The 26195-nt window shown below is 37.8% G+C and carries 24 protein-coding genes; 23 read left to right on the plus strand and 1 reads right to left on the minus strand.

Annotated elements, in window-relative coordinates; translation table 11 throughout:
* Genes P9L93_06765 through P9L93_06785 form a run of 5 tightly spaced genes read left to right on the plus strand, consistent with a single transcriptional unit; the run spans window position 1 to window position 6089 of the window.
* A complete protein-coding gene (locus tag P9L93_06765; GenBank protein MDP8230784.1) occupies window positions 1-1764 on the plus strand; it encodes a hypothetical protein in 1764 nt (587 codons plus the stop codon).
* Between the two features lie 2 nt (window positions 1765-1766).
* Window positions 1767-2837 (plus strand): glycosyltransferase, encoded by a 1071-nt coding sequence (locus P9L93_06770; GenBank protein MDP8230785.1) that lies wholly within the window; start codon window positions 1767-1769, stop codon window positions 2835-2837.
* Window positions 2838-2842: 5 nt separating this feature from the next.
* A complete protein-coding gene (locus P9L93_06775) occupies window positions 2843-3943 on the plus strand; it encodes a glycosyltransferase (GenBank protein MDP8230786.1) in 1101 nt (366 codons plus the stop codon).
* 7 nt (window positions 3944-3950) lie between these two features.
* The gene (locus P9L93_06780; GenBank protein ID MDP8230787.1) at window positions 3951-5078 is read left to right on the plus strand and encodes a glycosyltransferase; all 1128 of its coding nucleotides are present in this window, start codon (window positions 3951-3953) and stop codon (window positions 5076-5078) included.
* Between the two features lie 6 nt (window positions 5079-5084).
* On the plus strand, window positions 5085-6089 hold the full coding sequence (locus tag P9L93_06785; GenBank protein ID MDP8230788.1) for a polysaccharide deacetylase family protein: 1005 nt from the start codon (window positions 5085-5087) through the stop codon (window positions 6087-6089).
* A gap of 9 nt (window positions 6090-6098) precedes the next feature.
* On the opposite strand, the gene P9L93_06790 is transcribed toward P9L93_06785, so the two are convergent.
* Window positions 6099-6866, minus strand: coding sequence for a class I SAM-dependent methyltransferase (locus P9L93_06790; GenBank protein MDP8230789.1), 768 nt, complete (start codon window positions 6864-6866; stop codon window positions 6099-6101).
* A 175-nt stretch (window positions 6867-7041) separates the two neighbouring features.
* Between P9L93_06790 and P9L93_06795 the strand changes: the two genes are divergently transcribed.
* The 18 genes from P9L93_06795 (at window position 7042) to P9L93_06880 (ending at window position 26193) form a co-directional block, all read left to right on the plus strand.
* Complete coding sequence (locus tag P9L93_06795; protein ID MDP8230790.1) at window positions 7042-8433, plus strand: glycosyltransferase family 39 protein; 1392 nt, start codon at window positions 7042-7044, stop codon at window positions 8431-8433.
* A 5-nt stretch (window positions 8434-8438) separates the two neighbouring features.
* Window positions 8439-9614 carry a glycosyltransferase family 4 protein gene (locus P9L93_06800; protein ID MDP8230791.1) on the plus strand — a complete coding sequence of 392 codons (1176 nt, stop codon included), beginning with the start codon at window positions 8439-8441 and terminating at the stop codon, window positions 9612-9614.
* Window positions 9615-9692: 78 nt separating this feature from the next.
* Window positions 9693-9788 carry a hypothetical protein gene (locus P9L93_06805; GenBank protein MDP8230792.1) on the plus strand — a complete coding sequence of 32 codons (96 nt, stop codon included), beginning with the start codon at window positions 9693-9695 and terminating at the stop codon, window positions 9786-9788.
* A 73-nt stretch (window positions 9789-9861) separates the two neighbouring features.
* Complete coding sequence (rfbD, locus tag P9L93_06810; GenBank protein MDP8230793.1) at window positions 9862-10740, plus strand: dTDP-4-dehydrorhamnose reductase; 879 nt, start codon at window positions 9862-9864, stop codon at window positions 10738-10740.
* Complete coding sequence (locus P9L93_06815) at window positions 10737-11810, plus strand: glycosyltransferase family 4 protein (protein ID MDP8230794.1); 1074 nt, start codon at window positions 10737-10739, stop codon at window positions 11808-11810. Before rfbD ends, P9L93_06815 begins: the two co-directional genes overlap by 4 nt.
* Window positions 11807-13849, plus strand: coding sequence for a glycosyltransferase (locus tag P9L93_06820; GenBank protein MDP8230795.1), 2043 nt, complete (start codon window positions 11807-11809; stop codon window positions 13847-13849). The genes P9L93_06815 and P9L93_06820 overlap by 4 nt, the downstream gene beginning before the upstream one ends.
* Window positions 13846-14607 carry an FkbM family methyltransferase gene (locus tag P9L93_06825; GenBank protein MDP8230796.1) on the plus strand — a complete coding sequence of 254 codons (762 nt, stop codon included), beginning with the start codon at window positions 13846-13848 and terminating at the stop codon, window positions 14605-14607. Before P9L93_06820 ends, P9L93_06825 begins: the two co-directional genes overlap by 4 nt.
* An 8-nt stretch (window positions 14608-14615) precedes the next feature.
* Window positions 14616-15908 carry a hypothetical protein gene (locus P9L93_06830; protein MDP8230797.1) on the plus strand — a complete coding sequence of 431 codons (1293 nt, stop codon included), beginning with the start codon at window positions 14616-14618 and terminating at the stop codon, window positions 15906-15908.
* A 1-nt stretch (window position 15909) separates the two neighbouring features.
* A complete protein-coding gene (gene asnB, locus P9L93_06835) occupies window positions 15910-17733 on the plus strand; it encodes an asparagine synthase (glutamine-hydrolyzing) (GenBank protein ID MDP8230798.1) in 1824 nt (607 codons plus the stop codon).
* Window positions 17733-19241, plus strand: coding sequence for an oligosaccharide flippase family protein (locus P9L93_06840; GenBank protein MDP8230799.1), 1509 nt, complete (start codon window positions 17733-17735; stop codon window positions 19239-19241). The genes asnB and P9L93_06840 overlap by 1 nt, the downstream gene beginning before the upstream one ends.
* Window positions 19229-19894 carry a class I SAM-dependent methyltransferase gene (locus P9L93_06845; GenBank protein ID MDP8230800.1) on the plus strand — a complete coding sequence of 222 codons (666 nt, stop codon included), beginning with the start codon at window positions 19229-19231 and terminating at the stop codon, window positions 19892-19894. The genes P9L93_06840 and P9L93_06845 overlap by 13 nt, the downstream gene beginning before the upstream one ends.
* Complete coding sequence (locus tag P9L93_06850) at window positions 19876-20901, plus strand: SPASM domain-containing protein (GenBank protein ID MDP8230801.1); 1026 nt, start codon at window positions 19876-19878, stop codon at window positions 20899-20901. Before P9L93_06845 ends, P9L93_06850 begins: the two co-directional genes overlap by 19 nt.
* Window positions 20888-21985 carry an ATP-binding protein gene (locus tag P9L93_06855; GenBank protein MDP8230802.1) on the plus strand — a complete coding sequence of 366 codons (1098 nt, stop codon included), beginning with the start codon at window positions 20888-20890 and terminating at the stop codon, window positions 21983-21985. The genes P9L93_06850 and P9L93_06855 overlap by 14 nt, the downstream gene beginning before the upstream one ends.
* Window positions 21982-22662 carry a methyltransferase domain-containing protein gene (locus tag P9L93_06860; protein ID MDP8230803.1) on the plus strand — a complete coding sequence of 227 codons (681 nt, stop codon included), beginning with the start codon at window positions 21982-21984 and terminating at the stop codon, window positions 22660-22662. Before P9L93_06855 ends, P9L93_06860 begins: the two co-directional genes overlap by 4 nt.
* A gap of 12 nt (window positions 22663-22674) precedes the next feature.
* Complete coding sequence (locus P9L93_06865; GenBank protein ID MDP8230804.1) at window positions 22675-23280, plus strand: class I SAM-dependent methyltransferase; 606 nt, start codon at window positions 22675-22677, stop codon at window positions 23278-23280.
* A 24-nt stretch (window positions 23281-23304) separates the two neighbouring features.
* Entirely contained in the window at window positions 23305-24093 is a 789-nt protein-coding gene (locus P9L93_06870) for a class I SAM-dependent methyltransferase (GenBank protein MDP8230805.1), read from the plus strand.
* Window positions 24090-25223 carry a glycosyltransferase family 4 protein gene (locus tag P9L93_06875; protein MDP8230806.1) on the plus strand — a complete coding sequence of 378 codons (1134 nt, stop codon included), beginning with the start codon at window positions 24090-24092 and terminating at the stop codon, window positions 25221-25223. The genes P9L93_06870 and P9L93_06875 overlap by 4 nt, the downstream gene beginning before the upstream one ends.
* A gap of 1 nt (window position 25224) precedes the next feature.
* On the plus strand, window positions 25225-26193 hold the full coding sequence (locus P9L93_06880; protein MDP8230807.1) for a methyltransferase domain-containing protein: 969 nt from the start codon (window positions 25225-25227) through the stop codon (window positions 26191-26193).
* Window positions 26194-26195 lie beyond the last annotated feature (2 nt).

The raw sequence follows: 26195 nt of genomic DNA on the forward strand, positions 1-26195 counted from the left end.
ATGAAAAGACTTTTATTGTTAAAAAATCCGGATGATGTATCAAGCAAACTTAATATAAATATGTTTGATTATGTTTTGATAGATCTGGATAATTTTAATTTAAAAAATATTTTAGACAAAGATGATATTGAAAAAGAATATAAGAATTTTATAGCGTCTATGAGCAGTAATATCTCATCAGATTATTGGTGGGCAAGTAATTTATCCGAGAAAAATTCTTTTACTTCTAAATTATTTGTCAGGTTATATAAATTAGCGTGCCTCGATGCAAAAATAAAAAAATATAGAAATAAAGATATTGCGGTCGTGTGTTCAGATTTAGCATTGTCTAAGCAGATAATTTTTAACTACAAGAAGAATTTTGTAGTATCAAATCTCTGCTTTAGTCCTCTGGAAGCTAATATTAAAGCCTTGTTGTGTAAATTAATTGGAATTTTAGCTCAAATTAAAAAGGCTTGTTACGAATATAAGAATTTATTATTTACAAGGTGTATTTTATTTACAAGAAGAACAGCTATTCTCAAGAAAGATGATTATGTAGTCCTCAGAACATGGTGCGATAACCGGAGTTACAAGTCGGGTTCGTACTTCGACCCTTATTTTAAAAATCTCCTATCTTTTTTTTCGGGCCAAAAAAGAAACATATTGATATTTGCCGGTATATTGTCTGATTATAGGGATATGATAAAAAAATTCAAAGAAGACACAGAGAATATCATTATCCCGTTTAATTTTTACCTCAAAGGCCTTGATATATTTAAATGTGTTTTTAACGTGTATTTTAAGAGACCTTCAATAAAGGGTAATATTTTTTTCTGTGATTGCAATGTAAAATTTCTTGTTTTCGAGGAGTTGTTACAGGATATGAACGGGACACGTTTTTTCGATGCTCTTTTACAGTATTATTCGTGCACTAGCTTGACGCGATCTATAAGAATAGAAAGATTTATATATACATTTGAAAATTATGCATGGGAAAAAATGAGCATTTTAGGATTACGCTATGGTGATCCAAATATCAAAGTATTAGGATTTCAGCATGCTTTTGTTTCAAAAAACAGTTTTAAATATTTTCCGGGTTTCATTGAAAGAGATAGAATGCCCCTTCCTAACAAGATTATTACAATGGGAAGGCGGACTTTAGACATAATGAACCGATTAGGTTGTTATCCCGATAATATTTTTTCGGTAGGATGTGCGTTACGTCAAAATTACTTGTCTCCATCAAAGCTTTTGCCTCGCAGGACAACCAGAGATATTTTTGTAGCTTTGACTATTACGGTAGAAGATGCCGTTAAAGTATTGCGCTTTCTTTTTGATTCCGGGTTAGGAAAATATCCGGAAAAATTATACATTAGATTTCATCCTGCGACATGCGTAAATGAAGTTATGAAAGATTTGGGATTTAAGATGCCGTCCAATTTTATTATTTCAAACAATCTTTCCGTAACTGAGGAAATAGAACGGTGTGGAGTTATTCTATATACTTGGACTACTGTATGTCTTGAGGCTTTAAAGATGGGGTGTCCTGCAATATATTTGGACGTTAATTATCCTTTGGAGGTAGATCCTCTTTTTGAATGCAACAGCAAGATCAAGGATTCTTGCAGCAATCCGGCTGAACTTAGAACAAGGATAAATAAAATCTTGAATATAGACGATAATTTGTTTTACGAGGAGCTTAGAAAAACACAGGATTATCTGAAAGATTATTTTGTACCTGTAAGCGAGGATAATATGAAGATTTTTTCCGAGGTTTTATAAAAATGACACCAAAAATAACGATATTAATGGCTGTTTATAACGGTGAGGTTTATTTAAGGCAGTGCATAGACAGTGTCTTAAGCCAGACCTGTAAGGATTTTGAATTTCTTATAGTGGATGACGGTTCTACGGATAGCACTCGGGATATAATAAGGTCTTACAGTGACGACAGGATACGTTTGATAGAGAATGAAAGAAATCTAAGCCAGGTAACATCTCTTAATATAGGATTGGATCACGCGTCAGGCGAATATATTGCCCGTATAGACGCTGACGATATAATGCTCCCTGATAGGATAGAGAAGCAATATGATTTTTTGAGCAAAAGGCCTGAAGTTGTGCTTTCGGGGAGCTGGGCAGAGGCAATGGACAGCGAAGGGAAGCATATTGGCATTACAAAATTGCCTGTAAGGAATGAAGAAATAATAGCTACTATTCTGTTTGGAGAATTTATTCTTGTGCATAGCTCTATAATGTTCAGAAAAAAACCTGTTATGGATATAGGCAAATATAATGAAGCTTTTTCTTTTACAGAGGATTATAAGCTGGCTATAGATTTACTGCTGAAGAGACATAAAATCGTTAGCATACCAGATGTGCTTATAAAATACAGGTTGCATGATGATCGTATTAGTGTAAGGGACGCAAAGCCGCAAATACAAAGATATATTATTGCCTTGAAACAATTCATAAGACATCTTGTCCCTGATTTTTCAGAGTTGGATAGCGAGCTATTGTTCAATTTTTTGTTTAACGCAGGCTCAATGAATAAAAGCTATTGGGAGAATGGAGTAACAAAATGTGATATAAGCAGGATTATTATGCTATCGGATTTATTACTAAAAAACACCTCGAATTATTTTAGTCTAAATAAGAATAAAAATTACTTCATGAAAAGACTTTTTTTTAATAAGGTTTTGAATTTTGCATATCAGAACCGTGATATAAAAAGTAAATTAGCTAAACTTTTATACGCAGAATGCCTTAAAAATTGTTTTTTTATTTTAAATAAACCAAAGTTATATCTATACCCTTTCGCGACTTTTTTTTCTCACATTAAAACAAAATTATGAGAGCAATGTTTATTCTCGCAACCTATGAAATAGGAGGAGTATCTACAGTAGCAAGAAACATACTAGGAATACTGGAAAAGAACGGAATTGAAACAGTATTCCTCGTAGAGAAATTATCAGATAAAAGATGCCTTCTCAGTGACCGTGTAAAGGTGATAGATCTGGACATTATCCCGCAGAAAGGGTTTTTTGCTAAAATTTTTAATATTATGCGGCATCTTCGCCTAATGCGCAAGTATATAACTACTGAAAAACCAGATGTAATTTTAAGTTTCACATCCCTGGTGAATTGTTATGCGGTGCTATCCCTGTTATTTATTCACGGCAGGAAACCCAAACTCATAATAACTGAACATAGTGAGCAATTGTTTATGTTGAAATGGGCATACAGGATGATGGTATTTTTGTTATATCCAAGAGCTGATTATATTGTAACTGTTTGCAAGAGTATATCAGAACAGATAAAGAGATTATTTCCTGTGAATCACGAGAAAGTCAAAGTTATATATAATCCTGTAGATATTGCCAAAATAAAACAACTGAGCGCAAAAGGCAGTATATCCGGCGGCCTCAGTAAAACCTTACCTTGCGTAGGGACAGTTTCAAGATTGTCTCCTGAGAAAGGGGTTCATTTTCTTATGCAGGGCTTTAAGACACTTTTAGAAAGGGTAGACGCAAGGTTGATTATAGTTGGCGACGGTGTAGAGAGATCGAACTTGGAGAGAATGGCTGAGGATTTAGATGTGAGAAAAAAGGTGATTTTCACTGGTTGGGTAGATAATCCATTTAAGTATTTGTTAAGAATGGATATATTTGTTCTTCCTTCTCTTTGGGAGGGGTTTCCAAATGCAGCATTGGAGGCAATGGCTTGTGGTGTTCCTGTTGTTGCCTCAGATTCGACAGGTGGCATAAGAGAAGCAATCGAAGATAATATCAATGGTTTATTAATAAAGCCCGGGGTACCTTCAGCCATCTCAGGGGCTGTTTATGATTTATTATCGAACAAAGAAAAAAGAGAAAATCTTGTCCAAGAAGCATATGGAAGTATAAAACAATTTGACGTTGATAGAATAGAGAAACAATACATGGATTTAATATTTAATTGATAGCCCTATGAAAAATATTCTATTTCTACATCATGGTCTTGGACTTGGTGGCGCTGAAAGAATGAGATTTATTCTGCTGCGTAATATCGATAAGAAGAGATATAATATAAAAGTTTGCTGCATAGGAGAAAAAGGAGCATTGGGCAGGGAAATAGAAAAACTCGGCTATCAAGTGGATGAATTAAAACAAGATCCGAATTCTATCAGCTTGCTCATAACATATAAGTTAGTTAAGTATATCAGAAGAGAGAGGCCTGATATACTGCACACCTCTTTGTTCAACTCTAATTTTCATGGCAGGATCGCCGGATTATTTTGCCGTATACCGCACATAATAACCGAAGAACACGGGGAGCACAGGCAATACAAAGGACTGAAATTTCTTCCTTATGTGCTTGCGGATTTTTTCCTTTCAAGGCTGAATGATTTTATCGTTTGTTGTTCGGAAAAACTGAAAGAGGATATTATAAAAAAGGAAAAACTGCCTCGCAGTAAGACCGTAAGCCTAGAAAACTGCCTGGATGTGGATATATACAGGATAAAGACGCATAAAAAAGAAATCATGGAAAGGTATAATATATCAGATGAGTTATTGTTTATTATGGTGGCGAATTTAAAGGCGGATAAAGGCCATGACTATTTAATAGAGATCTTTAGGGAGATTAAAGATGCAGGGTATCGTTTTAAATGTTTTTTTGCAGGCGATGGCCCCTTAAGGGAAGCGTTGTGTAAAAGATGTGTTGATCTTGGCTTATCAGATGAGATTATATTTCTCGGCAATGTCGACAACATAACAGATTATCTAAACGCATCGGATGTTTTCGTATTGCCTTCCCTTTCAGAAGGTCTTTCGATTGCGTTGATGGAGGCAATGTTAATGGGTCTTGCTTCTATTGTAACAGATGTCGGTTCAAACCCTGACTTGATAAAGACAAGTTTTAATGGAGTAGTAGTTTTGCCCGGAGACAATGAAGGATTGAAAAGCGCTATAATTTTTTATTTAAAAAATAAGGACTTGATCGAGGAATTCGGAAAGAGGTCCAAGGCTATTATAGAATCAAAATATTCCTCTGTGGATAAGTATGCCGATAAATATTATGAGCTCTGGGATAAATGTGTTAATAATAAGGGATAAAACCTTATGAGAGACATGCTTTTTTCTATTATACACGATTTAGGCGCGTCAAGGATCCTAAGAAGATTCAGGGTGAGGAATAGAGAGATTAGCGTATTGATGTTTCATAGAATCAGCGACGAATATGACCCATTATGGCCTTCAGTACCAATAAAAACTTTTAGGTTTTTAATGAAAGAATTATCCTCAAAGGCTCATGTGGTGCCATTAGAAAATTTCAGAGAAATTGATTACTATCCTGATAGGCCTTTAGTTGCGTTGAGTTTCGATGACGGCTATAGAGATTTTTGGGAAAACGCCCTTCCGGCATTAACTGATTTTAGATTGCCGGCACATCATAATATTTGCCCCGATCTTATCGATAGAGGGACCCCTCCATGGACTCAGATATTAAATAGTTTTCTGCAATCCAGCGGGGGCAAATCGATCGAATTACCCAATGGCAAGACGTACAAAACAAGAAATAAGTTTAAAGAGTTAGATTTTATAAATATATGCAACGAATTGAACACTATAGACGATGAGTCAAGGAATGACTGGATAAACTCATTACTAAATAAAATCCCAGAATCTAAAATTACGAAGTTAATGGATTGGTCTCAGATCAGGGAATGCGCCAGACTGGGTATTCACATTGGTTCTCATGGGATGGGGCACCTCAATATGTCTAGAATCAAAAACAAAGATATTTTATTAGCAGCAACAAGAGACAGCAAAAGAAAGATTTATAAAGAGGTAGGCATTGACCCTGTAATTTTTGCGTTTCCCGGAGGCTTATATGATTCGTTAAGCATGGAAGCCGTTAAAAAAAGTGGCTATAAGATTGCTTTATTATGCGATGACAAGGTTGCGATATTAGCGGATAGTAAAAATAAAGAAGATTTTTATGTATTTCCACGGATAAATATTTGCAGGGTCAACTGGAAAGAGGAGAATCTGCGTCTGTTGGGTTTCCATCAGAAGATAAAAAGCTGGGTCAAAAAGACCCATTATGTATTACAACAGTCTTAAAAAGAGCGATTATTTTTCACCAGAAATTAAAAAACCTGTCGCGAAAAAGCTACATTTTGATAATTTGCCATACTCAAACCTTTTTGCCCAAAAATTGGTAAATATTCTTAATATTCTCGTAACAGGATAAGCAAAGACATTTACATTATAATTGACAGATACCAGGCTCTTAAAACCGGCATTAACATATAACCTCTTGGCACTTTTGAGATCCCATAGTCTTCTTGGTGGTTGATGCAGAGATTTTCCAAAAATTCTTCTTGCTAAATACCTGAATAACATAAGGGATTGTACGGATATATAGTCTAATGATTGAAAATTCGGAAAGGAAAAGATTAGGCGGCCGCCGATAGGTAGTTTATTGTATAGCCTTTGAATTAATTCTTCTGGGTTATCAAAATATTCAATAAATCCTAATCCTATCATGATGTCCAGATTATCGGGTAATCGCATCTTTCTTATATCACCAAAAATAAGGCTTACCTCATCTTTATTAATATAATTTGGATAAATTCTTTTAATCTCATCCAACATTTTTCTTGAGGCATCCAGGCCTATGTATTGACCTCCGGCATCTATCACAAGAGGCATAAGGATCCCGGTTCCACAGCCTAGGTCAAGAACCTTTTTATTCTGAAAGGAGCATGCTAGAGTTATCGTTTTTTGGAGCCTGACAATAAACGAATAAGCGAGTGGATTTTTGGAGTTATACAGAGAGTTCCATCGCCCAGCTTTAGCCGAATCTTCAAAATAGGTCAATATTGCATTGTAGTCCATAAATTATAAGTTCATTTATTGACTTTATTTGTAACTTTTGATACCATAAAGTATTAGAGTAACACCTAATAGATATCTAACATTATACCAAATTAAGAACGGTTTACAATACAATTACTCCAATATTATTTTGTTATATACGTGCTATATAGAAGCCGTAGTTGAGTAGGAAATCATGATGGACTTTAAGATAAACGCGATAATAATAGAAAAGAGAAGTTTTATTATTTTGACAATTGTAGGATCCCTGTTTTTAAATTTTATACCTCTGCCTGCATTAAGTCCTATTTTAATAGTATTATTTGGCTTATTGCTGGGAATTTTTATTATAGCTATATTTGCACATGAGGATTTCAATTTTTTATTCAATCTTTTTGCGATAGGGTTTATTCTGAGGTTATTTTTGTCATTTTTATTCTACATGATGTCCTTTGTCTTTAAGGGAGATTATAGCCCGGGTTTTCTTTTTGCCAATGACGGATGGTCTTACAGTCGTCAGGGATGGCAGATCTGCAGATTTGCGGAAAGAGGGATCAGGGTAACGATGGATCAGTTTATGACCGATCCCAACATGAAAATAGGGCATGGTACCAGCGGAAATATAGTGCCCTATGATTATTTTACGAGCCATGTTTATTTATTTACAGGCCATAGTCCGCTCTCCATGTTTTTTATAAGCAGTCTGGCGGGTTCGATAGTCGCTTTATTTGTTTATCTCCTGGCAAGGCATCTGTTCGGCAAAAATGTCGCCAGGATAAGCTCTATCTTCGCGTTTTTCTGGCCTTCATTTATAATGTGGTCTACTCAAAATCTCAAGGAGCCTGTAATAGCCATGTTCCTCTGCATTTTTCTATGGGCAATTTTTTATATGCGCAGGTATTACTGCCCGGGTTTTTTGTTACTCGCTGTTTTATCTGTATGGATTTTGTTTAAAATAGGGTTACCCTATCTTGTCGTAGCCCTTGGTATGGTTTTTTTAACATTTTTATTTTTGGCGATATGGCATCTAATTAAAAATAAGTTTATTACCACATTAATAATAGGCTTATCTATCTTTGCTGTTTTCTTTGTTCTTAGAAATGATATTCTCTCATGGGTGTCTAAAATAAACTTTTACAGCATAGGAGGCTATGACTCAATATTTGATTTCTTTAATTATCACAGGAGCGTTAGGGCGTACGGCAACCTGCAATTTTTTAGAAATGCTGATATTTCGAGTTTTGGAAGGATGTTAGTTTTTTCCCCTTTAGGATTACTCTATGTCTTTTTTTCTCCTTTTCCGTGGCAGCTGGGCAATATTATGCAGGTAATGGCAGTGCCTGAAACAATAATATTTTATATAATGGTCCCGTTTACGTTAAAAGGCATAGTCTTTGCTTATAAAAAAAGATTCACGCAAAGCGCGGTATTGTTGTTTATTATAATAGGGATGGTTTCTGTTTTAGCTTTGACAGAGGGTAACAGCGGTACCTTACTCAGGCATCGTTCCATAGTTTTTTACCTACTTTTTATATTTACCGGCATAGGCCTTTCTTTAAAAAAATGGAAAATAAGACTTTATACATAAGTTATATGGGGTTAACAGAACCTCTTTTGCATTCGCAAGTGCTGAATTATCTTAAGATTTTAAGACAAAGCGGCATATCTGTTTGTATTCTTTCATATGAAAAGAGGCGTCTTTTCAAGAAGCATAATGTTGAAATAATCAAAGAAGACCTGAATAAGGCAGGGATCAAGTGGATATCTTTAGGTTATCATAAACGATTTCAGTTTTTAGCAAAACCGTATGACATAATAAGAGGCATGTTCGTGGCTCTTTATATCAGCATTGCAGGGCGTGTGGATGTCATACATGCAAGGGGTACATTTTGCGCTTTAATAGGTATTTTGCCATGCCTTATTTTGAAAAAGAAAATGGTATTTGATATGCGTGGCCTTATGGCGGAAGAATACGTAGACGCGGGATTGTGGAAGAAAAATTCGATGGCTTACAAAATCGTGGATAGATTAGAGCAGTATTTTATCAGAAGGGCTGATGAGGTCATCGTACTGACAGGCAATGCCAGGGAGTTGATATTGAGTAAAGGCAGGACAAAGAATATCACTCTTATACCGGCGTGTACAGACTTAAACAGGTTCAGATTAAAGGATGTCGACAATGGATTTAAATCAGGATATTCGCTGGATAAAAAATTTATATTAATATACACAGGTTCTCTTGGCACGTGGTATATGCTGTCCGAGATGCTGGATTTTTATAAAGAGCTGTTACGTGTTGACAATAGCTCGGCATTTTTCATCTTATCTCAGACGAGTAAGGCATGGATAGAGCAGTATATCCCGGATAACATAAAGAAAAACGTGATCGTGGACTCTTCAAGCCCGGAAAATGTGGTGGATTTTTTGAATCTCGCTGATGTCGGAATCTTTTTTATAAAGAGCTGTTTTTCAAAGAGAGCTTCCTGTCCTACGAAATTCGGGGAATATCTGGCCTGCGGCCTGCCTGTCGTTATCAATAAAGGGATAGGGGATACTGAGGAAATCGTAAGAAAGAACAGAGTAGGTGTCGTGGTGGAGGATTTCAGTGCGCAGGAATACAGGAAAAAGATAGAAGAGTTGAAAGAGCTGCTAAAAGAAGGGGATGCCTTAAGAAGACGATGCCGTGACGTTGCTGAGAGACATTTTTCCCTTGCGCAGGGCGGAAAAAAATATGTAGAGGTCTACAAGAGGTTGAAGGCTAAGGCTTAAAAAAAGAAACCACAGAGGACACAGAGAAATAATATAATTTTACTCTGTGTTCTCCAAAAAATCTTTGAAACATAGCTATTGACTTATTTTAAAGCTATGGATAAAAAGGCAGGGCTTATGGTTAACTTTAATGTTTTAAGGCTAAAAGAAGGCATAAAAAGACTAATCTTATGAGAGCACAGAGTATTTTATTATAAAAAATCTCTGTGTTCTCTGTGGTATCTTTTAAACTTGAAAAAGGGAGACTATGATGAGGTTAAATGCGTTACTTACCGGAGCAAATGGGATGCTGGCAGATGCGCTCTGGCCTCTTTTAGAGAAGAATGGATATATGGTGCATCCATGTGACCTTGCAGGCAATGACAAGATCTTTAAGGCGGATATCAGGAATTTAAACGAGGTTATGGGTTTTGCCAAGGCAAGGAGGCCTGATATTGTTTTTCATCTGGCAGCTGAGACTGATGTGGATAAGTGCCAGTTAAATAGACAGCATGCATTTGAAACAAACGCAAAGGGCACTGAAAATATGGCAGCTATTTGCAGGGAACTTGATATCCCACTCGTCTATGTAAGCACAGGAGCGGTATTTGACGGGGAAAAGACGACAGGATACACAGAGGAAGATACTACTAATCCTGCCAATATATACGGAGAAAGCAAATTAAGAGGAGAAGATGTCGTGCGTTCAATGCTGACCAAATACTACATTATCAGGGCCAGCTGGATGGTAGGGGGGCAGAATAAGGATAAAAAATTCGTTTGGAAGATAACCCAGCTTTTAAGGACAAAGAAGGAAATACCCGTTGTTACGGATAAATACGGAAGCCCTACTTTCACTGGAGATTTTGCAGGAGGAATTGTAGATATTGTATCCAGAGGAGAATATGGTTTATATCATTGCGTCAGTAAGGGCATATGCTCGAGATTCGATATGGCTGAAAAGATAGCGGAGTACTTGGATAAAAAAGATGTGATTTTGAGGCCTATAACCTCGGATGCATTTCCTTTGCCAGCGCCGAGAGGAAAATCAGAGGCATTGCTTAACGCTAAGCTATCAGCGATGAATATGGACAGGTCACGGCCATGGCAGGAGGCCTTGAAGGAATATATAGACGAAATCAAATGAAGATATTATTTATTGAACCATATCCAACTGAAGGTCCCAGCAGCCGCTACAGGGTGGAGCAATACCTGCCTTATTTTAAGAAAGAAGGCATTGAGTGCATTCTCAGGCCGTTTGTTTCCACTGAGTTCTACAGGATACTTTATAAAAAAGGATTTTATTTGAGAAAGACATTGTTTTTCATGCAGGGTACGCTTAAAAGATTTTTTGATATACTTACCGCAGTAAAATGCGACATTATTTTTATACACCTCGAGGCGTTTCCGTTCGGCCCTCCTGTATTTGAATGGATCCTGTCAAAGATGGGGAAACGGGTCATATATGATCTTGATGATGCGATCTATATGGGTATCCCCAGCTCAGCTAATAGATTTTTAAGGCGCTTAAAATGTCCGTCAAAGATCAGTACGATATTAAGGATGAGCAGTTTCGTAATAACATGCAATGACTATCTCGCGGATTACGCTAAGAAATATAATAAAAATGTAATAACTATTCACACATCCGTAGATACTGAAGAGTTTAAGCCTGGCGCTAAAGAAAAGGGGCGAGATATGACGATCGGGTGGATAGGCAGTCATAGTACTGCGCGTTATCTTGAAGGACTGAAGAGGATTTTTTTAAATCTTGGCAGCAAATATAAATTTAATCTGAAGATCATAGGCGCGGGAGATCACGATGTAAAAATAGACGGAGTAAACGTAATGAATATAGAATGGAATTTAAAAGACGACATAAAACAATTCCAGTCCCTGGATATAGGCGTATATCCTTTACCTGAAGATGAATGGATACAGGGTAAAACAGGTTTTAAGGCGATCCAGTACATGAGCGTGGGCGTTCCCTGTGTTGCGTCTGATGTAGGCGCAAACAGAAGTATAGTAAAGGATGGAATAAATGGTTATCTGGCAAAGACAGAGGATGAATGGATAGAAAAATTATCAATGTTGGTCGATAGCCCGGAATTGAGGCAGAGAATAGGATCAGCTGGCAGAATAACAGCAGAAAAAGAGTTTTCAGTAAAGGCAAACGCGCCCAGATATCTTGAAATAATAAAGAGGATAAGTCCATGAGTGCACCGAAGCTCAGCGTTATTATGAGCGCATATAACAGCGAAAGATATCTTGATGAGAGCATAAAGTCTATTCTTGGGCAGAGTTTTAAAGATTTCGAGTTTCTGATCATAGATGATGGCTCTATAGACAGGACTTCTGAAATATTGAACGATTATCAGAAAACAGACAACAGAATACGCGTTATAAAAAACAAAGTAAATATCGGCCTTTCGAAATCCCTTAATATTGGCATAAGAGAGGCTCAGGGGGAATATATTGCGCGTCAGGATGCAGACGATACATCTATGCCTGATAGATTGAGCAAGCAGATAGAGTTCATGCAAGACAGTGAGGAGATAGCTATTTCCGGAACATTTTATAGGATGATCGACGAAAGAGACAGGCTTTTGTATAGATTTATAATGCCTGCGGAAGACAGTGAGATAAAAAAGTGGCTGAGAGAAGTTAATTGTTTTTGCCATGGTTCTGTAATGTTCAGGAAGAAGGACATTAAAGAGGTTGGTTTATATCCCGAGCAGTATGAATGTTCGCAGGATTATGCATTATGGCTGACGATGAGCAAGAATTATAAATTAGCAAATATCCCTGAATTTTTATATACGTTGAGATTGCACGGAAGCGCAAGGAGCGTAAAAGATAAGGCAAAACAATGGGATTGCCTGTTTAGAATAAAAAGAAGTAAGGGCATTGTCGCAGACACTTGTTCATTCTCAGATAGATTTATTGCAGACGAATTTTTTAGATATAGCAATTTTTTTAACAGGATGGGAATGAAAAAGCTGGCAGTCGGTCATTTTATAAAAGGGGTATTTTACAGGACTTTTGTTTCGCCAATGGGCGTTAGAAAGAATAAAACTTTAGGCATTTGCATGCTTACAGGGGTTTTTTATCCTGAGATAAGCGGCGGTGGGCTACAGAGCCGTACTTTGGTAAATGCTTTAAAATATGATAGCAACTTAAGATTTTTTGTTTTGACTACCACAAGGGATCCTTTATTGCAGGATAAAAATTCTGATCTATACATAAAAAGGATATATGTAGGAGACATGAGTTTTACAGCCAAATTTATAGCGATCCTACAATTCGTTCGCGCATTTTTGAGCATAAGAAATAAAATAGATATTGTCCATCTGCACGGCTTTTCCAATAAGACATTGCTTATGATATTATTGGCAAAGATATTCAGAAAAAAGATCGTGCAAAAGATCACTTCTTTAGGGGATGACGACCCTGTTTCAATAGGTAATAGAAGGTTTGGCAGGTTAAAAAGATTCTTTTTTTCTGCGGCAGATTTTTATATTAGCGTGAATCCGGCAATGTCTCAGGGGCTTTTAGATGCGGATATCTCACAGGATAGGATGGCGACTATTCCCAACGGAGTTGATATTGAAAGATTTTGCCCTTCTAAAAGTCATGACGAGAAGAATGCATTAAGAAAGAGTTTAAAATTGCCGAAAGAGGCGTTTATTATATTATTTGTCGGATTTTTTTCTAAAGATAAAGGCGTGGATGTTCTTTTCGAGGCATATAAGGATATAATCGCTGATTTTAAGGATAAAGATATAAGGTTATTATTTATTGGATCGACTGATACCAGCTATTTTGAGATAAAACAGGAAATAATAGAACGCATAAAGAAAGAGATAAGAGTTGGCAAGATGGAGGAAAAGGTCTTATTTGTAGAGAAGACACTGGATATAGAAAAATATTACAAGGCCTCTGATGTATTCGTATTGCCTTCCTTCAGAGAAGGATTGCCAAATTCCCTTATGGAGGCAATGGCTTCTGGATTGCCATGTGTTTCATCTCGTTTAAGAGTAATAGAGGATTATCTGATTACACACGACTCAGACGGCCTGCTTTTTGAGCCAGGGGATGTTAATGGATTGTATTTAGCATTAACTCGGCTGTTAGGGGAACCAGGTCTAGCCAAAGAAATGGGCATTAAAGCCAGAAAAAGGACCATAGATTATTTTTCTATAGAACGATTGGCTAAAAAATATAGAGATGCTTATCTGTTCCTGGTGCAGGAATGAGAGTTCTGAACCCAAAAATTGAATCTATATCGCGCCATACTTTTATTAACAATCTAGATAAAGGGTCTGTTGTCGTGGATCTGGGCGCAAGCAGGGGAAATTTTTCAAAAGAGATAGCAGAAAAATACTGTTATTCAATGCTTGTTTTGGTTGAAGGAAATCCGGAATTAAGCGTAGGACTAAAAGCCTTTTTCAAAGACAATGATGCGATAAAGGTGGTGAACGCAGTTATTGGAGGTGAAACAAGGGATAGTATCAAATTCTATTTAAGCGAATCACCAAGCTCAAGTTCATTATTCAGGCCATTTAGCGAATTAAACAAGGTTAAGAGCGAAATAAATGCAAAGATGCTTACACTGAATGACATATTTTCTATATGTGGTATTAGAAAAATAGATCTATTGAAGATGGATATAGAGGGCGCGGAATGGGATGTGCTCGAGAGATTTTCAGAAGAAGATTTTAATAAGATAGAACAGATATCAGTAGAGTTTCATGATTTTATAGAACCTGGATTGAAGGCAAGAACCAAACATTGTATTAAAAAAAATAAAAAACTAGGTTATTGTTTTGTTAATATGGGGGTTAACTACAGAGATGGAATAACATATAAGGACTGTCTGTTCTATAAGAAGAAACACAGAAACACAGTTTTTATATATAGATTAAAATGCATGGCAGGAGGTTTGGTGCGGATTTTTTTAAAAATACCAAAAAAGATATTAGGTGTAATGAACTTCAAAAGACATAAAGGATAACATCAAAAATGAGATTTATAACTACTGTATACGGGGTTTATTATCTTCCGTTTGTTTGTGTTCTTCTTCAGAGCATAGAACAATATCATCCTTTTGAAAAAGTATCTATATTTTATGACGATCTGCCGGACCATGAGGCCTTGATTTTAAGGGACAGGTTTCCGGTCTATGAGTTTATTCAAAACCCGAAGACCATAGAGGAGGATCATATCCTTCAGAAGATACCTCTGCGGCTTCGCCATTGGTTTAAGGCGTGCGAGTTGTATCCTGAGGAATCTCTTTTTTTTCTTGATTGCGATGCAGCGCTTTGTAAGAACATGGCTAATTTCATAAATGACAGCTATGATGTCATGTATACATGGAAACCGGAACAAACTCCGCTTAACGCAGGAATGGTAGCCATTAATAATAATAAATCAGGCCGCGTTTTTATGAAGAATTGGCTGGCCCTTACGGAAGAGATTGTCCACGATGAAGAAAAACTTCGATTTGCACATAAGATGAACGGCGGCGGGAGTCAGCATACTATGGCAATATTGCTTGATTCATCAGATTACGACGCTTCTTTTGAGAGGACTATAGACGGAGAAACAGTCAGATTTAAGGGGATGGCTTGTAAATATCTGAACGAAACTAATAGCTGCCCTATTACCGCAGATACGCATGTGATCCATTATAAAACAGGATGGCATCCTATTATCTTAGAAGGGAAGCCGTTTACAAAGAACAGGCCGAAAGATCTGGGTAAAGAGATGTGGGACTATTGGCATAAGTTATACCGGGAATTTTCTTTGACCTCAATAGAATCATTTATTGCCGCGTCTCTTAAAAGGCACGGAGGTAGATTCGAAAACGGTTTATATGACGCAGTATATGGGGTATTAGAGGATTTTCAGGCAGACATGCTTATATATGCCGGAGAAATTAAAAAAGAGCATAAGGAATATTTGGCGCAATGCCTTGAAAGTAAAACAAGAAAAGTGGAGTTCACCAAAAGCAATGCCGGCAGTATCAGAGGTATTTTGAAAAGATATAAGCCAAAAAGGGCTATTATATTTTTTGGAGGCGTAAAAAAAGAAAAGGCAGTAAGGTTGTTCAAGGATATCATAGTTGATTTTCAGGAGATCATAGCAGGTTTCTTTTGCGCGTCTGATGCTGAAAGATTAGAAAATAATTTTGACAGAACTTTCTTTGTAAAAGGCTCCGGAAATCTGGCTGTTGTCTTGCCTGCATATAAGGAACGAAGACCGGGCAGGATAAAGAGTTTTTTTAATAACCTTAAAATAATAAGGAAACGTTAAAATGTGCGGCATCTTTGGTTTTACAGGCCCTTCTTCAGTCCGCGATCTGGCTAAATATGCCTTGACGCAAAGGCATAGAGGGCCGGACGCGTTCGGAGAATATCTTAATGAGAGGCTCGGAGTCTATCTGGCGCATAATAGATTGGCCATCATAGATCTTTCTGAAAAAGGAAAACAGCCTATGTCAAACGAAAACGGTTCTATATGGCTGACTTTTAACGGCGAGATCTATAACTTTGAGGAACTTAGAAAGGATCTGATCGGCTATGGGCATAGGTTCAAGTCCAGGACTGATTCTGAAGTCATACTTCACGCATACGAGCAGTGGGGAACAGAATGCCTGAAGCGCCTGAATGGCATGTTTGCTTTCGCTATCTGGGATGAAAACAGACAGAATTTTTTCATTGCCCGAGATAGGCTTGGAATAAAGCCTCTTTATTACCTGCATCAGGCTGGCAATTTTGTTTTTGCTTCCGAACCCAAGGCCATAATAGAGCTCCCTTTTTATAAAAAAGACATATCTTACCCGGCGCTTTTTTCCTATCTTATATACCGTTATATACCGGGCGAATGCTCAATATGGAAAAATATCTTAAGACTGGAACCAGGGCATTATCTGATATATGATAAGGCTGGTAATCTGCTGACCAAGAGACGTTATTGGCAAATACCGTTGGAACAGAAACGCTGGAAGGAAGATGATGCTGTAGAATGCCTGGACTCCCTTATAAAATCTTCTGTATCTTATAATTTGATAAGTGATGTGCCTATAGGGATATTGCTGAGCGGCGGGATTGATTCTACGGCAATAACCTCATATGCCTCCTCCTTAGCACCGCATATAAATACATTCAGCATTGGTTTTCATGATTTTCAAAGATCCGAATTGAAAGACGCGGCTGTCGTAGCCAGGCATTTTAAAACAACCCATAGCGAAGACAGGGTAAGCCCTGGGAACATACAGCGATTAAAGGATATTTTTAATTACTTTGATGAGCCGCTTGGGGACAGTTCCATCATCCCTACTTTCCTCGTCAGTAAGATCGCTAAAAAACATACAACAGTAGTCTTGTCCGGCGATGGCGGAGATGAGCTTTTCGGCGGCTATAAATGGTATGAGAGGCATAGAAGATTAATGCAATGGAAGCCGCTTGCCTGTCTTTTCCATCCCGTGTTGAAACTATTAAAGGGAAGGGGCAGTATACTAGGCCATACAAGAGATGCATTTGGGCTATATCGCCAGATGACATCGCCCAGGTTTACTGTCAGGGAATTAAAAAGGCTCTTTCCTGCAGTAAAAAACGAAGACTTCCCTGAATCAGAAAATTATATTTACCGCAGACACTACAAAAAGGACCTTCCTGTGTATAAACGCTGGCAATATATAGACGCTATGACCTTTTTGGCAGACGATATACTGACAAAGGTCGACCGGGCTTCTATGGCCAATTCTCTGGAAGTAAGGCCGCCCCTTCTGGATTATCGTATTGTTGAGTTTGCGTTTTCGTTGCAGGATGACCTATGCATAAGAGACAAGGCAAGCAAATACATACTGAAAAAACTCATAAAGGACAAAGTCCCAAAAGATATTTTAAATAAACCAAAGCAGGGATTTAGCTGTCCGATACATCAATACTGGTCGGTAGACGATATGCTGGAAGGTATAAATAAAGGACGTTTATTGAGCTCTGGAACTATTGATAAGGCAGCGTGGGCAAAAATCCAGTCAGGGGATGTTAGGCATGATCACCTTGACGCAAAGATCTGGCAGATCGCTGTATTGGAAGAGTGGTTTTCCAGGTGGTATTGCCAGGATAAAAAATAATGACACTATTAAAGAAAAGTTTCCAGGGGGCTGCATATCAATACGTGGGTTTGGCATCTACTGCCATTTTGGGTTTTTTTACCTCCGTATACCTGATTAGAAAACTGACCATAGAAGAATATGGTATCTATAATTTTCTATGGTCGGTTGTAATCGTCGCGAACCTTATTACCGCGTTCGGCATGCCTCAGGCAATCCAGAGATATCTCCCGGAATACAGACAAAAAAATGATATCTATACGCAGAAAAACATAATCATAAAGTCTATGCTGCTCAGGTTCCTGGCTGATGTTTTGTTCGCGCTTATTTTTCTGGTGAGCATAGATAAGCTGCTGCTTGTATTTAATATCCCGCAGGGCTGGAAACTTTGCGTCTTTGCCTCGCTCCTTATCACGTTTTTCAATGTTGAATCAAAGCTGCTCGGAGACGGCGCCTTGTCTGCTATGCTGGAAAACAGATATTTAAATATAATCAACATAATCTGCAAGGCGCTTCAATTGGGTTTATTTATTTTATCCATAGCCTTAGGGTATGGCCTGTATGGCATAATATTGGCATGGCTGGTTATAGAGGTGGCGTTATTCCTGTCGTATTTTTATAAGGTTTATAGGAATATTTTATGTCGTCCTGTCCTGGTATCCAAGGATAATAAGAATCTTCCATTAAAGAGATTTATGAGCTTCGGCGGCTATGTATACCTGGCAAATATAGCCTTTTTTTTTACAGACCGCTCAGCTGATATATTTCTATTGTCTTATTTTATCGGACCTGAAGCAGTAGGGTTGTATTCATTTGCATTCGGTATACCTCTTACTATCATGCGACTGTCTCCGGCAAGCGCGCTGAGGTCTTTATTGACCCCTGTCGTAGTGAGCCGATATACTGCCACGAAAAGCAGCAAGGACCTAGTGTATTTCTTTTCGTTCATCAGCCGTTTGACTTTTTTTATAATGGTGCCTTTGTTTATATCTTTTATGATACTTTCGGACGGAATAATAAAATATGTATTTAATGTAAGTTACCTGGGAAATAAAGATCTGTTTATACTATCTTTATTCTTTGTGACAATACTTCAATTTCTGTATTCCTACAGCTCGATCATATATACGCTTGAGAAAAAACGGCTGTTTTTAATATCAATTCTTTTTGGGGCTTTAAATTTAATAGGCGATATAATCCTTATTCCCATATATGGGGCAAAGGGAGCGGTATTGGCTACCGGGGTCTCTGGCGTACTCTTAATAGTAGTGTTCCACATGGTCATAAAAAGAAGCCTGAGTATCAGTTACCCCTGGCGTTCGTTTGCTAGTTTCAGTTTGAATACCCTGGCGATGTGCGTTGTACTGTTCGCGTTAAAAGGGCTGCCCAACGGCGTTTTTTCTCTTGTTTGTGTTTTTTTAACTGGATTAGCAGTATACATCACAGCCTCTTATTTTAATAAAGGATTTGAGAAAAAAGACAGGGAATTGATAAATAAGGGCATAGGGAGAGAGATATGGGTATTCTAAATAAGGTACTGTCAAGTAGGACTATTTCAAGGAAAATGGTTTTATTTTTATTAAGGACGCATCATAAGATATACGCGATGCTGGGAAGATGCGCTGCTTTTAGCGAGGGAGGACTACATCCAAAACATAGATTAATGGATTACCATAAATTTTTTGTAGACAATATTAAAGAAGGCGACAGAGTTTTAGACGTGGGCTGTGGGAATGGTGCATTGAGTTTTGATCTAGCCGGGAAGGCAGCATTTGTGACAGCCATAGATATAAACAGGGAAAATATAGAACATTGCCTGAAAAAATATAAAAAGGAGAACATAAAATATATTCTGGATGACATCTGGAATTTGCCTCAAGGTTCTAGATTTGACGCGGCTATACTTTCTAGCGTGCTGGAGCATATCGAGGATAGGATAGGGTTTTTGCAAAAGTTAAGCAAGGTCACCGAAAAGATCATAGTGCGCGTTCCCATGATAGACCGCGACTGGGTGTCTTTATATAAAAAGGAATTAGGCCTGCCGTATCTATTGGACCCTACTCATAAGATAGAGTATACGCTGGATGTATTTAACGACGAATTAAAGCGCGGCTGTTTTAAATTAGAAAAATATTCCATCAGATTTGGGGAGATTTGGGCGGTATGTTCAAGAAATTTTTAAGAAATTTATTATTTTCCGGGAAGAACAGGTTAAAAAGCGGAGAAAAAGAAAGGCTTATGGCAATTACGGAAGACCGCATTACGAAGCTTGCTGTGGAGGTTACCAATATCTGCAACGCGAACTGCATTTTTTGCGGTTATCGTCACCAGAAAAGAAAAAAATATATTTTATCAAACGAACAATTCAGGTATTTTTTGGATAAATATGTGGAATACGGGGGAGGAGAATTAAAATTTACCCCTATCGTGGGAGACCCTTTAGTTGATAAAAATTTAATAGATAAGATCAAGATGGCCAGGAGAGAAAGATGCATAGGGCATATGTATCTATTTACAAATCTGATAGGACTGAATAATTTTAATATCACTGATTTTCTGCTTTCAGGGATTAACAGGGTTTATGTCTCTACATGCATTGGTAATAAAAAAATGTATAAACGCGTATTCGGAGTAGACTGTTATGATGTCGTGATCAGTAATATAGAAAAACTGCTCAAAGAGAACAATAAGCTTGGAAAACCGGTAAAGATCGTTATCACATCAAGGGGGGAGAGGCCTTACAGGGGTATTTATGGAAGCAGCGATTATAAGCGTATAGTTGGTTTATATGGCGCCAATATTGAGATACTGGAGGAATATGGCAATTGGACAGGTGATGTCACTGAAAATGAACTTCCCAGGGGGCATTCCTTCAGAAAGATAAAAAACAGGATAGAGCCGTGCTCCCAACTATACAACGGATTTATTATATTGGCTAACGGGGATGCTGGCATCTGCTGGTGCACTGATCTGGAGGCCAACCTGATCATAGGCAATGTATATAAGGAGTCTCTGGATGATATATGGAGAGGCGAAAAATTGAAATCTATGAGGGAAAATTGGTTAAAAGGGGATATGCCTCCTATATGCAGGAATTGCCACATATATACCCCTGTGTCGGTTTTTTTATCTTGTAACAGGAAAAAGATAAATAATACTAAGGAGAGTTTTCAGTATGCAGGGAAATAAGAAAGAAACCATATATTGCAAAAGATGTATTCTTCCTGACAGATATCCAGAGGTTAATATTAATGACCAAGGGATATGTAATTTTTGCCTGGCACATTCTGACCACGCAGTCTTAGGAGAGGGTGCATTGGCGGGATTGGTAAATTCTCTTAAGAAAGGCAATAAATATGACTGTGTAGTGCCAATAAGCGGGGGTAAGGATAGCTCGTTTATATTGTATTACGCGGTTAAAAAATTGAATCTTAAAGCTGTCGCGGTTAATTATGATTCAGGGGTGCAGTCCGATTTAGCCATAGAGAATATGAAAAACACCTGCAGGATACTCAATGTCCCCCTGGTCTTTAAAAAGGCGGATAGGAGACTACAGATGAAAAGGCTGGAGACCATGCTGAAACTATCAGAGCGGCTTGGTTCTTTTGTCCTTGGATGCGGAGGATGTGTTCCAGTATTGCAGGCAGCGACTATAGGCTTTGCAAATGATAATGATATACCTATTATTTTAGACGGGGGATCATCTTTGGAGCATGTCCCTGTATTGAGAAATAAAATAAAAAAATCAAAGTTAAAATCAATCGTAAAGAGATTAAAAGACAGGATAGAATCTATAGTGAGATATAAGCTGTATGATTTGGATTTTGTTAAGTATATATATTTATTTAAATATAAAAAATATAATAAACAGCTTAATGAGCATATGGGTGTTTCCAAGACCGTAAGGCCGCCCCTTGGATATACAGATCCGATTGTCTCCAGGAACACCACTATTATACGTTTTTCGAATTATATAATGCTGCCTGAGATGGAGATCGTCAGGATTATAAAAGAAGAATTGAATTGGAAAAATCCGACAGGGACAGATAAAAGATTTGATTGTCTGCTACATTGCTTGTCTGACTTTGATCATTTGATGAAATACGGTATAACAAGCAATGGCATGGTTTATTCTAATATTATACGACAGGGGCTGATGAGCAGGGAAGATGCCCTTTATAAAGAAAGTTACGCAAAGGATAATGTTTTTAGAGACTGCGCCTTATTAGCTAAAAAACTTAAATTGGATAATTACGAAATGCCGTCTTTATGAAAAGAAACGTTAACGTATATACATCAAGAGAAGATAAACCTGAGTATCTTTTGAAGATATTTCCTGATTTATTTTTATCATCAGATAGTTTATTGGATGTGGGTTGTGATAAAAAGCAGTTAAAGAAAATTTTGTTACCGAAGACATCTTATGCCGGCATAGATATAACAGGGATGCCGGATATCATATTTGATCTGGATAGTGGGAAAAGCCTGCCTTTTGAAGACAAAAAATTTGATCTAGTTTTTTGTTCAGAAGTGCTGGAGCATCTTGAAAATATACATTTTATTTTTGATGAATTATGCAGAGTTTCAAATAAATATGTACTTATAAGCCTGCCTAATGCTATGACAGGGATTTCCGCTTATTTACGCGGCAACATTTATTCTGATACTTTAGAGAAAAATAAGATGTTCGGCAAATACATTAAATTTTACGGCTTGCCTCTGGATAAGCCCCTTGACAGACATAGGTGGTTTTTCAATACAGAGGAGGCGCTAGAATTCGTAAGATACAGAGCGGAGAAGAACGACTGTAAAATAGAACAAATACTTTATTCAGCGGATCTGAGCGATATACAGCCTAGTATTTCTCAAAAGATATTAACTTGGTTCAATAGGAAGAAGTTGCTTAATTCTTTTAATCATATGACTTGGTTTTTGATTAAAAAGGGTTAAAAAATATTAATCATGAAAAAGACTATTTTTCAAATAATATATGATTTTATATGCATGCCGTTTCGTTTAGTCCTTTTGCCGGACAGTATCTGCGAAAGGCTTGGCTTGACATCATTGCGGCAGGAACGCGTATTTAATGTATTGCCGCATGTCAAAGGCAGGCTGATTGATATAGGATGCGGAGATAATATGCTGGTAAATATCTATTCTAATGGCTTAGGCGTTGATAACCGAGATTTAGGAAAAGGAGCTGTTATAATAAAGAATGTTGCCAATTTACCCTTCGAAGATCATACCTTTGATACAGTGACTTTTGTGGCTTCTTTGAATCATATAGTTTCCAGAAAAGAGGCCTTGAGTGAGGCAAGGCGTTTATTGAAGCCGGACGGAAGACTTATTGTAACAATGATAGGGCCTATAATAGGAGCAATAGCGCATTTATTATGGTGGTATAGTGAAGATAAGCATCGAGGGGGCATGAAGAATGGAGAGGTAGGAGGCATGACTACCAAAGAGATACTGCGTTTATGTCTTGGGGCCGGATTCCAATTAAAAGAACATCAGAGGATCGTATACAAGATGAACAACATATATATCTTCGAATTGAAAAACGCGTAGGATCTCGCTGAAACGGAAAGTTCAATGTCGCGTGTATCGGAAAAGACAATCAGGGATTTTGGAGATCAATGGAAACAACATGAAGAGAATAGTGGCTATTACGCATCCAGGGAGCTTTTTAAAGACATCATATCCCCTTTATTGAGGATTGAGGATTTAAAAGGGGCTAGGGTAGCTGAGATAGGCAGCGGCACAGGGCGTATCGTCAATATCCTGCTGGAATCGGGTGTCAGTCATGTGTTTGCGATAGAGCCGTCCGAGTCATTTAATATATTAAGACAGAACGTCTCGGATCCGGATAAGGTGACTTGTCTTAAAATAAAAGGCAAAGACCTGCAGGCTTATGGAGATTTGGATTTTGTTTTCTGTATAGGCAGCATACATCACATGCCGGATCCGAAACCTGTTGTTGATGCTGCTTATAATGCCTTGCGCAAAGGAGGCCGTATGATTATGTGGTTATACGGATATGAAGGCATAGAGATATACGTAAATGTCATAAAAACCATGCGTTTCATCACGACCCGTATTCCTGACACAGCCCTCAGGATCATTGTAAGGATGATAGACATACCTTTAATAGTATATATGCATCTATGCGCCAGGTTTAAACTGCCATTTGCCGAGTATTCCAAGGTATTAATGAAGCTGGAGCCGCGACATCGCAGGCTTACTATTTTTGATCAACTGAACCCTGATTATGCTAAATATTACAGATATGAAGAGGCGCTGAATCTTTTATCAGGCAAGTTTCGGGATATAAAAATCAAGAACCGCAGGAATTACAGCTGGACGGTGATCGGGACAAAATGAATATAACGCTGCTTTTTACGTATAATATTTCTCTGGAGGAATGGAGTTATAAGGGCCTGATTGACAGGGAGCTTTTAATCTATCATCGTTTTATAGATAAGGGTCATAAGGTGAATTTTATCACTTACGGCGGGACAGATGACTTGAGACATCAAGAAAAGACAAAAGATATAAGGATATTTCCTGTCTATGAAAGGGCAAAAAGGTCCAGATGCGAAGCGGTTAATATATTGAAATCCCTTTTTATCCCCTTTAAATTCAGGGATGTTTTTAAAAATACAGATATTATAAAAATAAACCAGATGCAGGGGGCATGGGTAGGCCTTATCGCAAAATATATTTACCATAAAAAATTAGTGGTACGCTGCGGTTTTGAGTGGTACAGGAATGCTTATATACGCAGGAAAAAAACCTTTGCCGTATTCAAAAATGGTCTTGTGTATATATTGGAATGGTTGGTCTATAAGTTATGCGACGAGATTATCATATCTAATGAAACAGACGCAGAATTTATTAAAAGTAACTTTAATATAAGAAAGTCAAAGGTGCACTTGATAAGGAATTACGTGGATACAGCTATCTTTAAACCGCTGAATAGCGTTAAGAAAGAAGGCAATAGATTGCTGTATATAGGGAGATTTGAGCCGAGAAAAAATATATTAAACATATTAAAGGCTGTTAAGGATACGCTGTATGCCTTGGATATAATAGGCTATGGCGAAGAAAAGGATTTATTGAATAATTTTGTCAGAGATAATAGTCTAAACGTGGTATTTTTGGATATTCTCCCGAATAATAAACTCCCCACGTTGCTTAATAAATATAACGCATTGATATTAGCGTCGCTCTACGAGAACAGCCCAAAGGTGATCCTGGAGGCTATGTCTTGCGGTGTACCTGTCATAGGGGCAGATGTGTCCGGGATACGTGAATTAATAAGGCATAGGGAAAACGGATTCTTATGTGACACTGATCCATCTTCTATCAGGGCAGCTGTCGATTCTGTCATGCGAGATCCTGTGTTGCGGAATAATATGGCGGAATCAGCAAGAAGATATATAATGGAGAATTGCGATATAGAGATTATATTGGAAAAGGAGCAGGGCATATATAATAGCCTGACTAATTAAGATGAAGAAATTCCTACTTGATTTATTGGTTTGCCCGCATTGTAAAGGAGAGCTGCGGCTCGAGGGGGCCGAGTATGCGGGCAAGGAAATAGAATCCGGCAGATTGGCATGTTCTTGCGGAGAGGTGTTCTCTATAAAAAACAGCATACCAAGGTTTATCAGGCCGGAAAATTATGCGGATAGCTTTAGTTTTCAGTGGAGGTATTTTTCAAAGACGCAATTGGATTCTTTTAATAAGACGCATATTTCAGAAAATAGATTCAGAGAAATAACAGATCTGTCTCATAAGAGGTTAGACAACAAGGTTGTTCTGGATGCGGGTTGCGGTATGGGCCGTTTCCTGGAGATAGCAGCTAAATCTAATGCTCAGGTAGTAGGAATTGATATGAGCCTGGCAGTGGATGCTGCAAAGGCTAATTTAAAGGACTTCCCAAATGTCCACATTGTGCAGGCAAGTATATTTAATATGCCTTTTAAACGGCATAGTTTTGATTTTATCTACAGTATAGGCGTTCTGCATAATACCCCGGATCCGAAAAAGGCCTTTAAGTCATTAACGCCTTTTTTGTCCAAGAATGCAGGCATAGCTGTATGGTTAGGCCCTAAGACTAAATTCCCGTGGTTTTTTACAGCGACGCGTGCGGTAAGGTCTTTTACTCCGAACATGAAGCCTGTATTTTTACTTAAGCTGGTCAGGTCCTTAGTGCCGTTGTGCCTGCCTTTAGTCAGGATCCCGTTTATCGGACCTTTACTTAAAGGTAAGATTATCCCAGTATGCGATTATAAGAATCAGCTCCCTTTGAATAATGCCCAGCTTCTGGAATGGAGCGTCCTTGATACATTTAATATTTTGTCTCCTAAATATCTGCACCCGTGTAAACCCCAGGAGGTTAAATCCTGGTTTCTTGAATCCGGGCTTCGTGATATACAGATAACTTCTCCGTCTGTTACGGGCCGGGCTCATTCATAAAG

The organism is Candidatus Gorgyraea atricola (assembly GCA_030765235.1).
In the GTDB taxonomy this organism is placed as follows: Bacteria; Omnitrophota; Gorgyraeia; order Gorgyraeales; family Gorgyraeaceae; genus Gorgyraea; species Gorgyraea atricola.

Bases quoted from the DNA above. Each gene is read 5' to 3' on its own strand.
- P9L93_06765 (MDP8230784.1), top strand. From the start codon at position 1: ATGAAAAGACTTTTATTGTTAAAAAATCCGGATGATGTATCAAGCAAA.
- P9L93_06770 (MDP8230785.1), top strand. From the start codon at position 1,767: ATGACACCAAAAATAACGATATTAATGGCTGTTTATAACGGTGAGGTT.
- P9L93_06775 (MDP8230786.1), top strand. From the start codon at position 2,843: ATGTTTATTCTCGCAACCTATGAAATAGGAGGAGTATCTACAGTAGCA.
- P9L93_06780 (MDP8230787.1), top strand. From the start codon at position 3,951: ATGAAAAATATTCTATTTCTACATCATGGTCTTGGACTTGGTGGCGCT.
- P9L93_06785 (MDP8230788.1), top strand. From the start codon at position 5,085: ATGAGAGACATGCTTTTTTCTATTATACACGATTTAGGCGCGTCAAGG.
- P9L93_06790 (MDP8230789.1), bottom strand. From the start codon at position 6,866: ATGGACTACAATGCAATATTGACCTATTTTGAAGATTCGGCTAAAGCT.
- P9L93_06795 (MDP8230790.1), top strand. From the start codon at position 7,042: ATGATGGACTTTAAGATAAACGCGATAATAATAGAAAAGAGAAGTTTT.
- P9L93_06800 (MDP8230791.1), top strand. From the start codon at position 8,439: ATGGGGTTAACAGAACCTCTTTTGCATTCGCAAGTGCTGAATTATCTT.
- rfbD (MDP8230793.1), top strand. From the start codon at position 9,862: ATGATGAGGTTAAATGCGTTACTTACCGGAGCAAATGGGATGCTGGCA.
- P9L93_06815 (MDP8230794.1), top strand. From the start codon at position 10,737: ATGAAGATATTATTTATTGAACCATATCCAACTGAAGGTCCCAGCAGC.
- P9L93_06820 (MDP8230795.1), top strand. From the start codon at position 11,807: ATGAGTGCACCGAAGCTCAGCGTTATTATGAGCGCATATAACAGCGAA.
- P9L93_06825 (MDP8230796.1), top strand. From the start codon at position 13,846: ATGAGAGTTCTGAACCCAAAAATTGAATCTATATCGCGCCATACTTTT.
- P9L93_06830 (MDP8230797.1), top strand. From the start codon at position 14,616: ATGAGATTTATAACTACTGTATACGGGGTTTATTATCTTCCGTTTGTT.
- asnB (MDP8230798.1), top strand. From the start codon at position 15,910: ATGTGCGGCATCTTTGGTTTTACAGGCCCTTCTTCAGTCCGCGATCTG.
- P9L93_06840 (MDP8230799.1), top strand. From the start codon at position 17,733: ATGACACTATTAAAGAAAAGTTTCCAGGGGGCTGCATATCAATACGTG.
- P9L93_06845 (MDP8230800.1), top strand. From the start codon at position 19,229: ATGGGTATTCTAAATAAGGTACTGTCAAGTAGGACTATTTCAAGGAAA.
- P9L93_06850 (MDP8230801.1), top strand. From the start codon at position 19,876: ATGTTCAAGAAATTTTTAAGAAATTTATTATTTTCCGGGAAGAACAGG.
- P9L93_06855 (MDP8230802.1), top strand. From the start codon at position 20,888: ATGCAGGGAAATAAGAAAGAAACCATATATTGCAAAAGATGTATTCTT.
- P9L93_06860 (MDP8230803.1), top strand. From the start codon at position 21,982: ATGAAAAGAAACGTTAACGTATATACATCAAGAGAAGATAAACCTGAG.
- P9L93_06865 (MDP8230804.1), top strand. From the start codon at position 22,675: ATGAAAAAGACTATTTTTCAAATAATATATGATTTTATATGCATGCCG.
- P9L93_06870 (MDP8230805.1), top strand. From the start codon at position 23,305: ATGTCGCGTGTATCGGAAAAGACAATCAGGGATTTTGGAGATCAATGG.
- P9L93_06875 (MDP8230806.1), top strand. From the start codon at position 24,090: ATGAATATAACGCTGCTTTTTACGTATAATATTTCTCTGGAGGAATGG.
- P9L93_06880 (MDP8230807.1), top strand. From the start codon at position 25,225: ATGAAGAAATTCCTACTTGATTTATTGGTTTGCCCGCATTGTAAAGGA.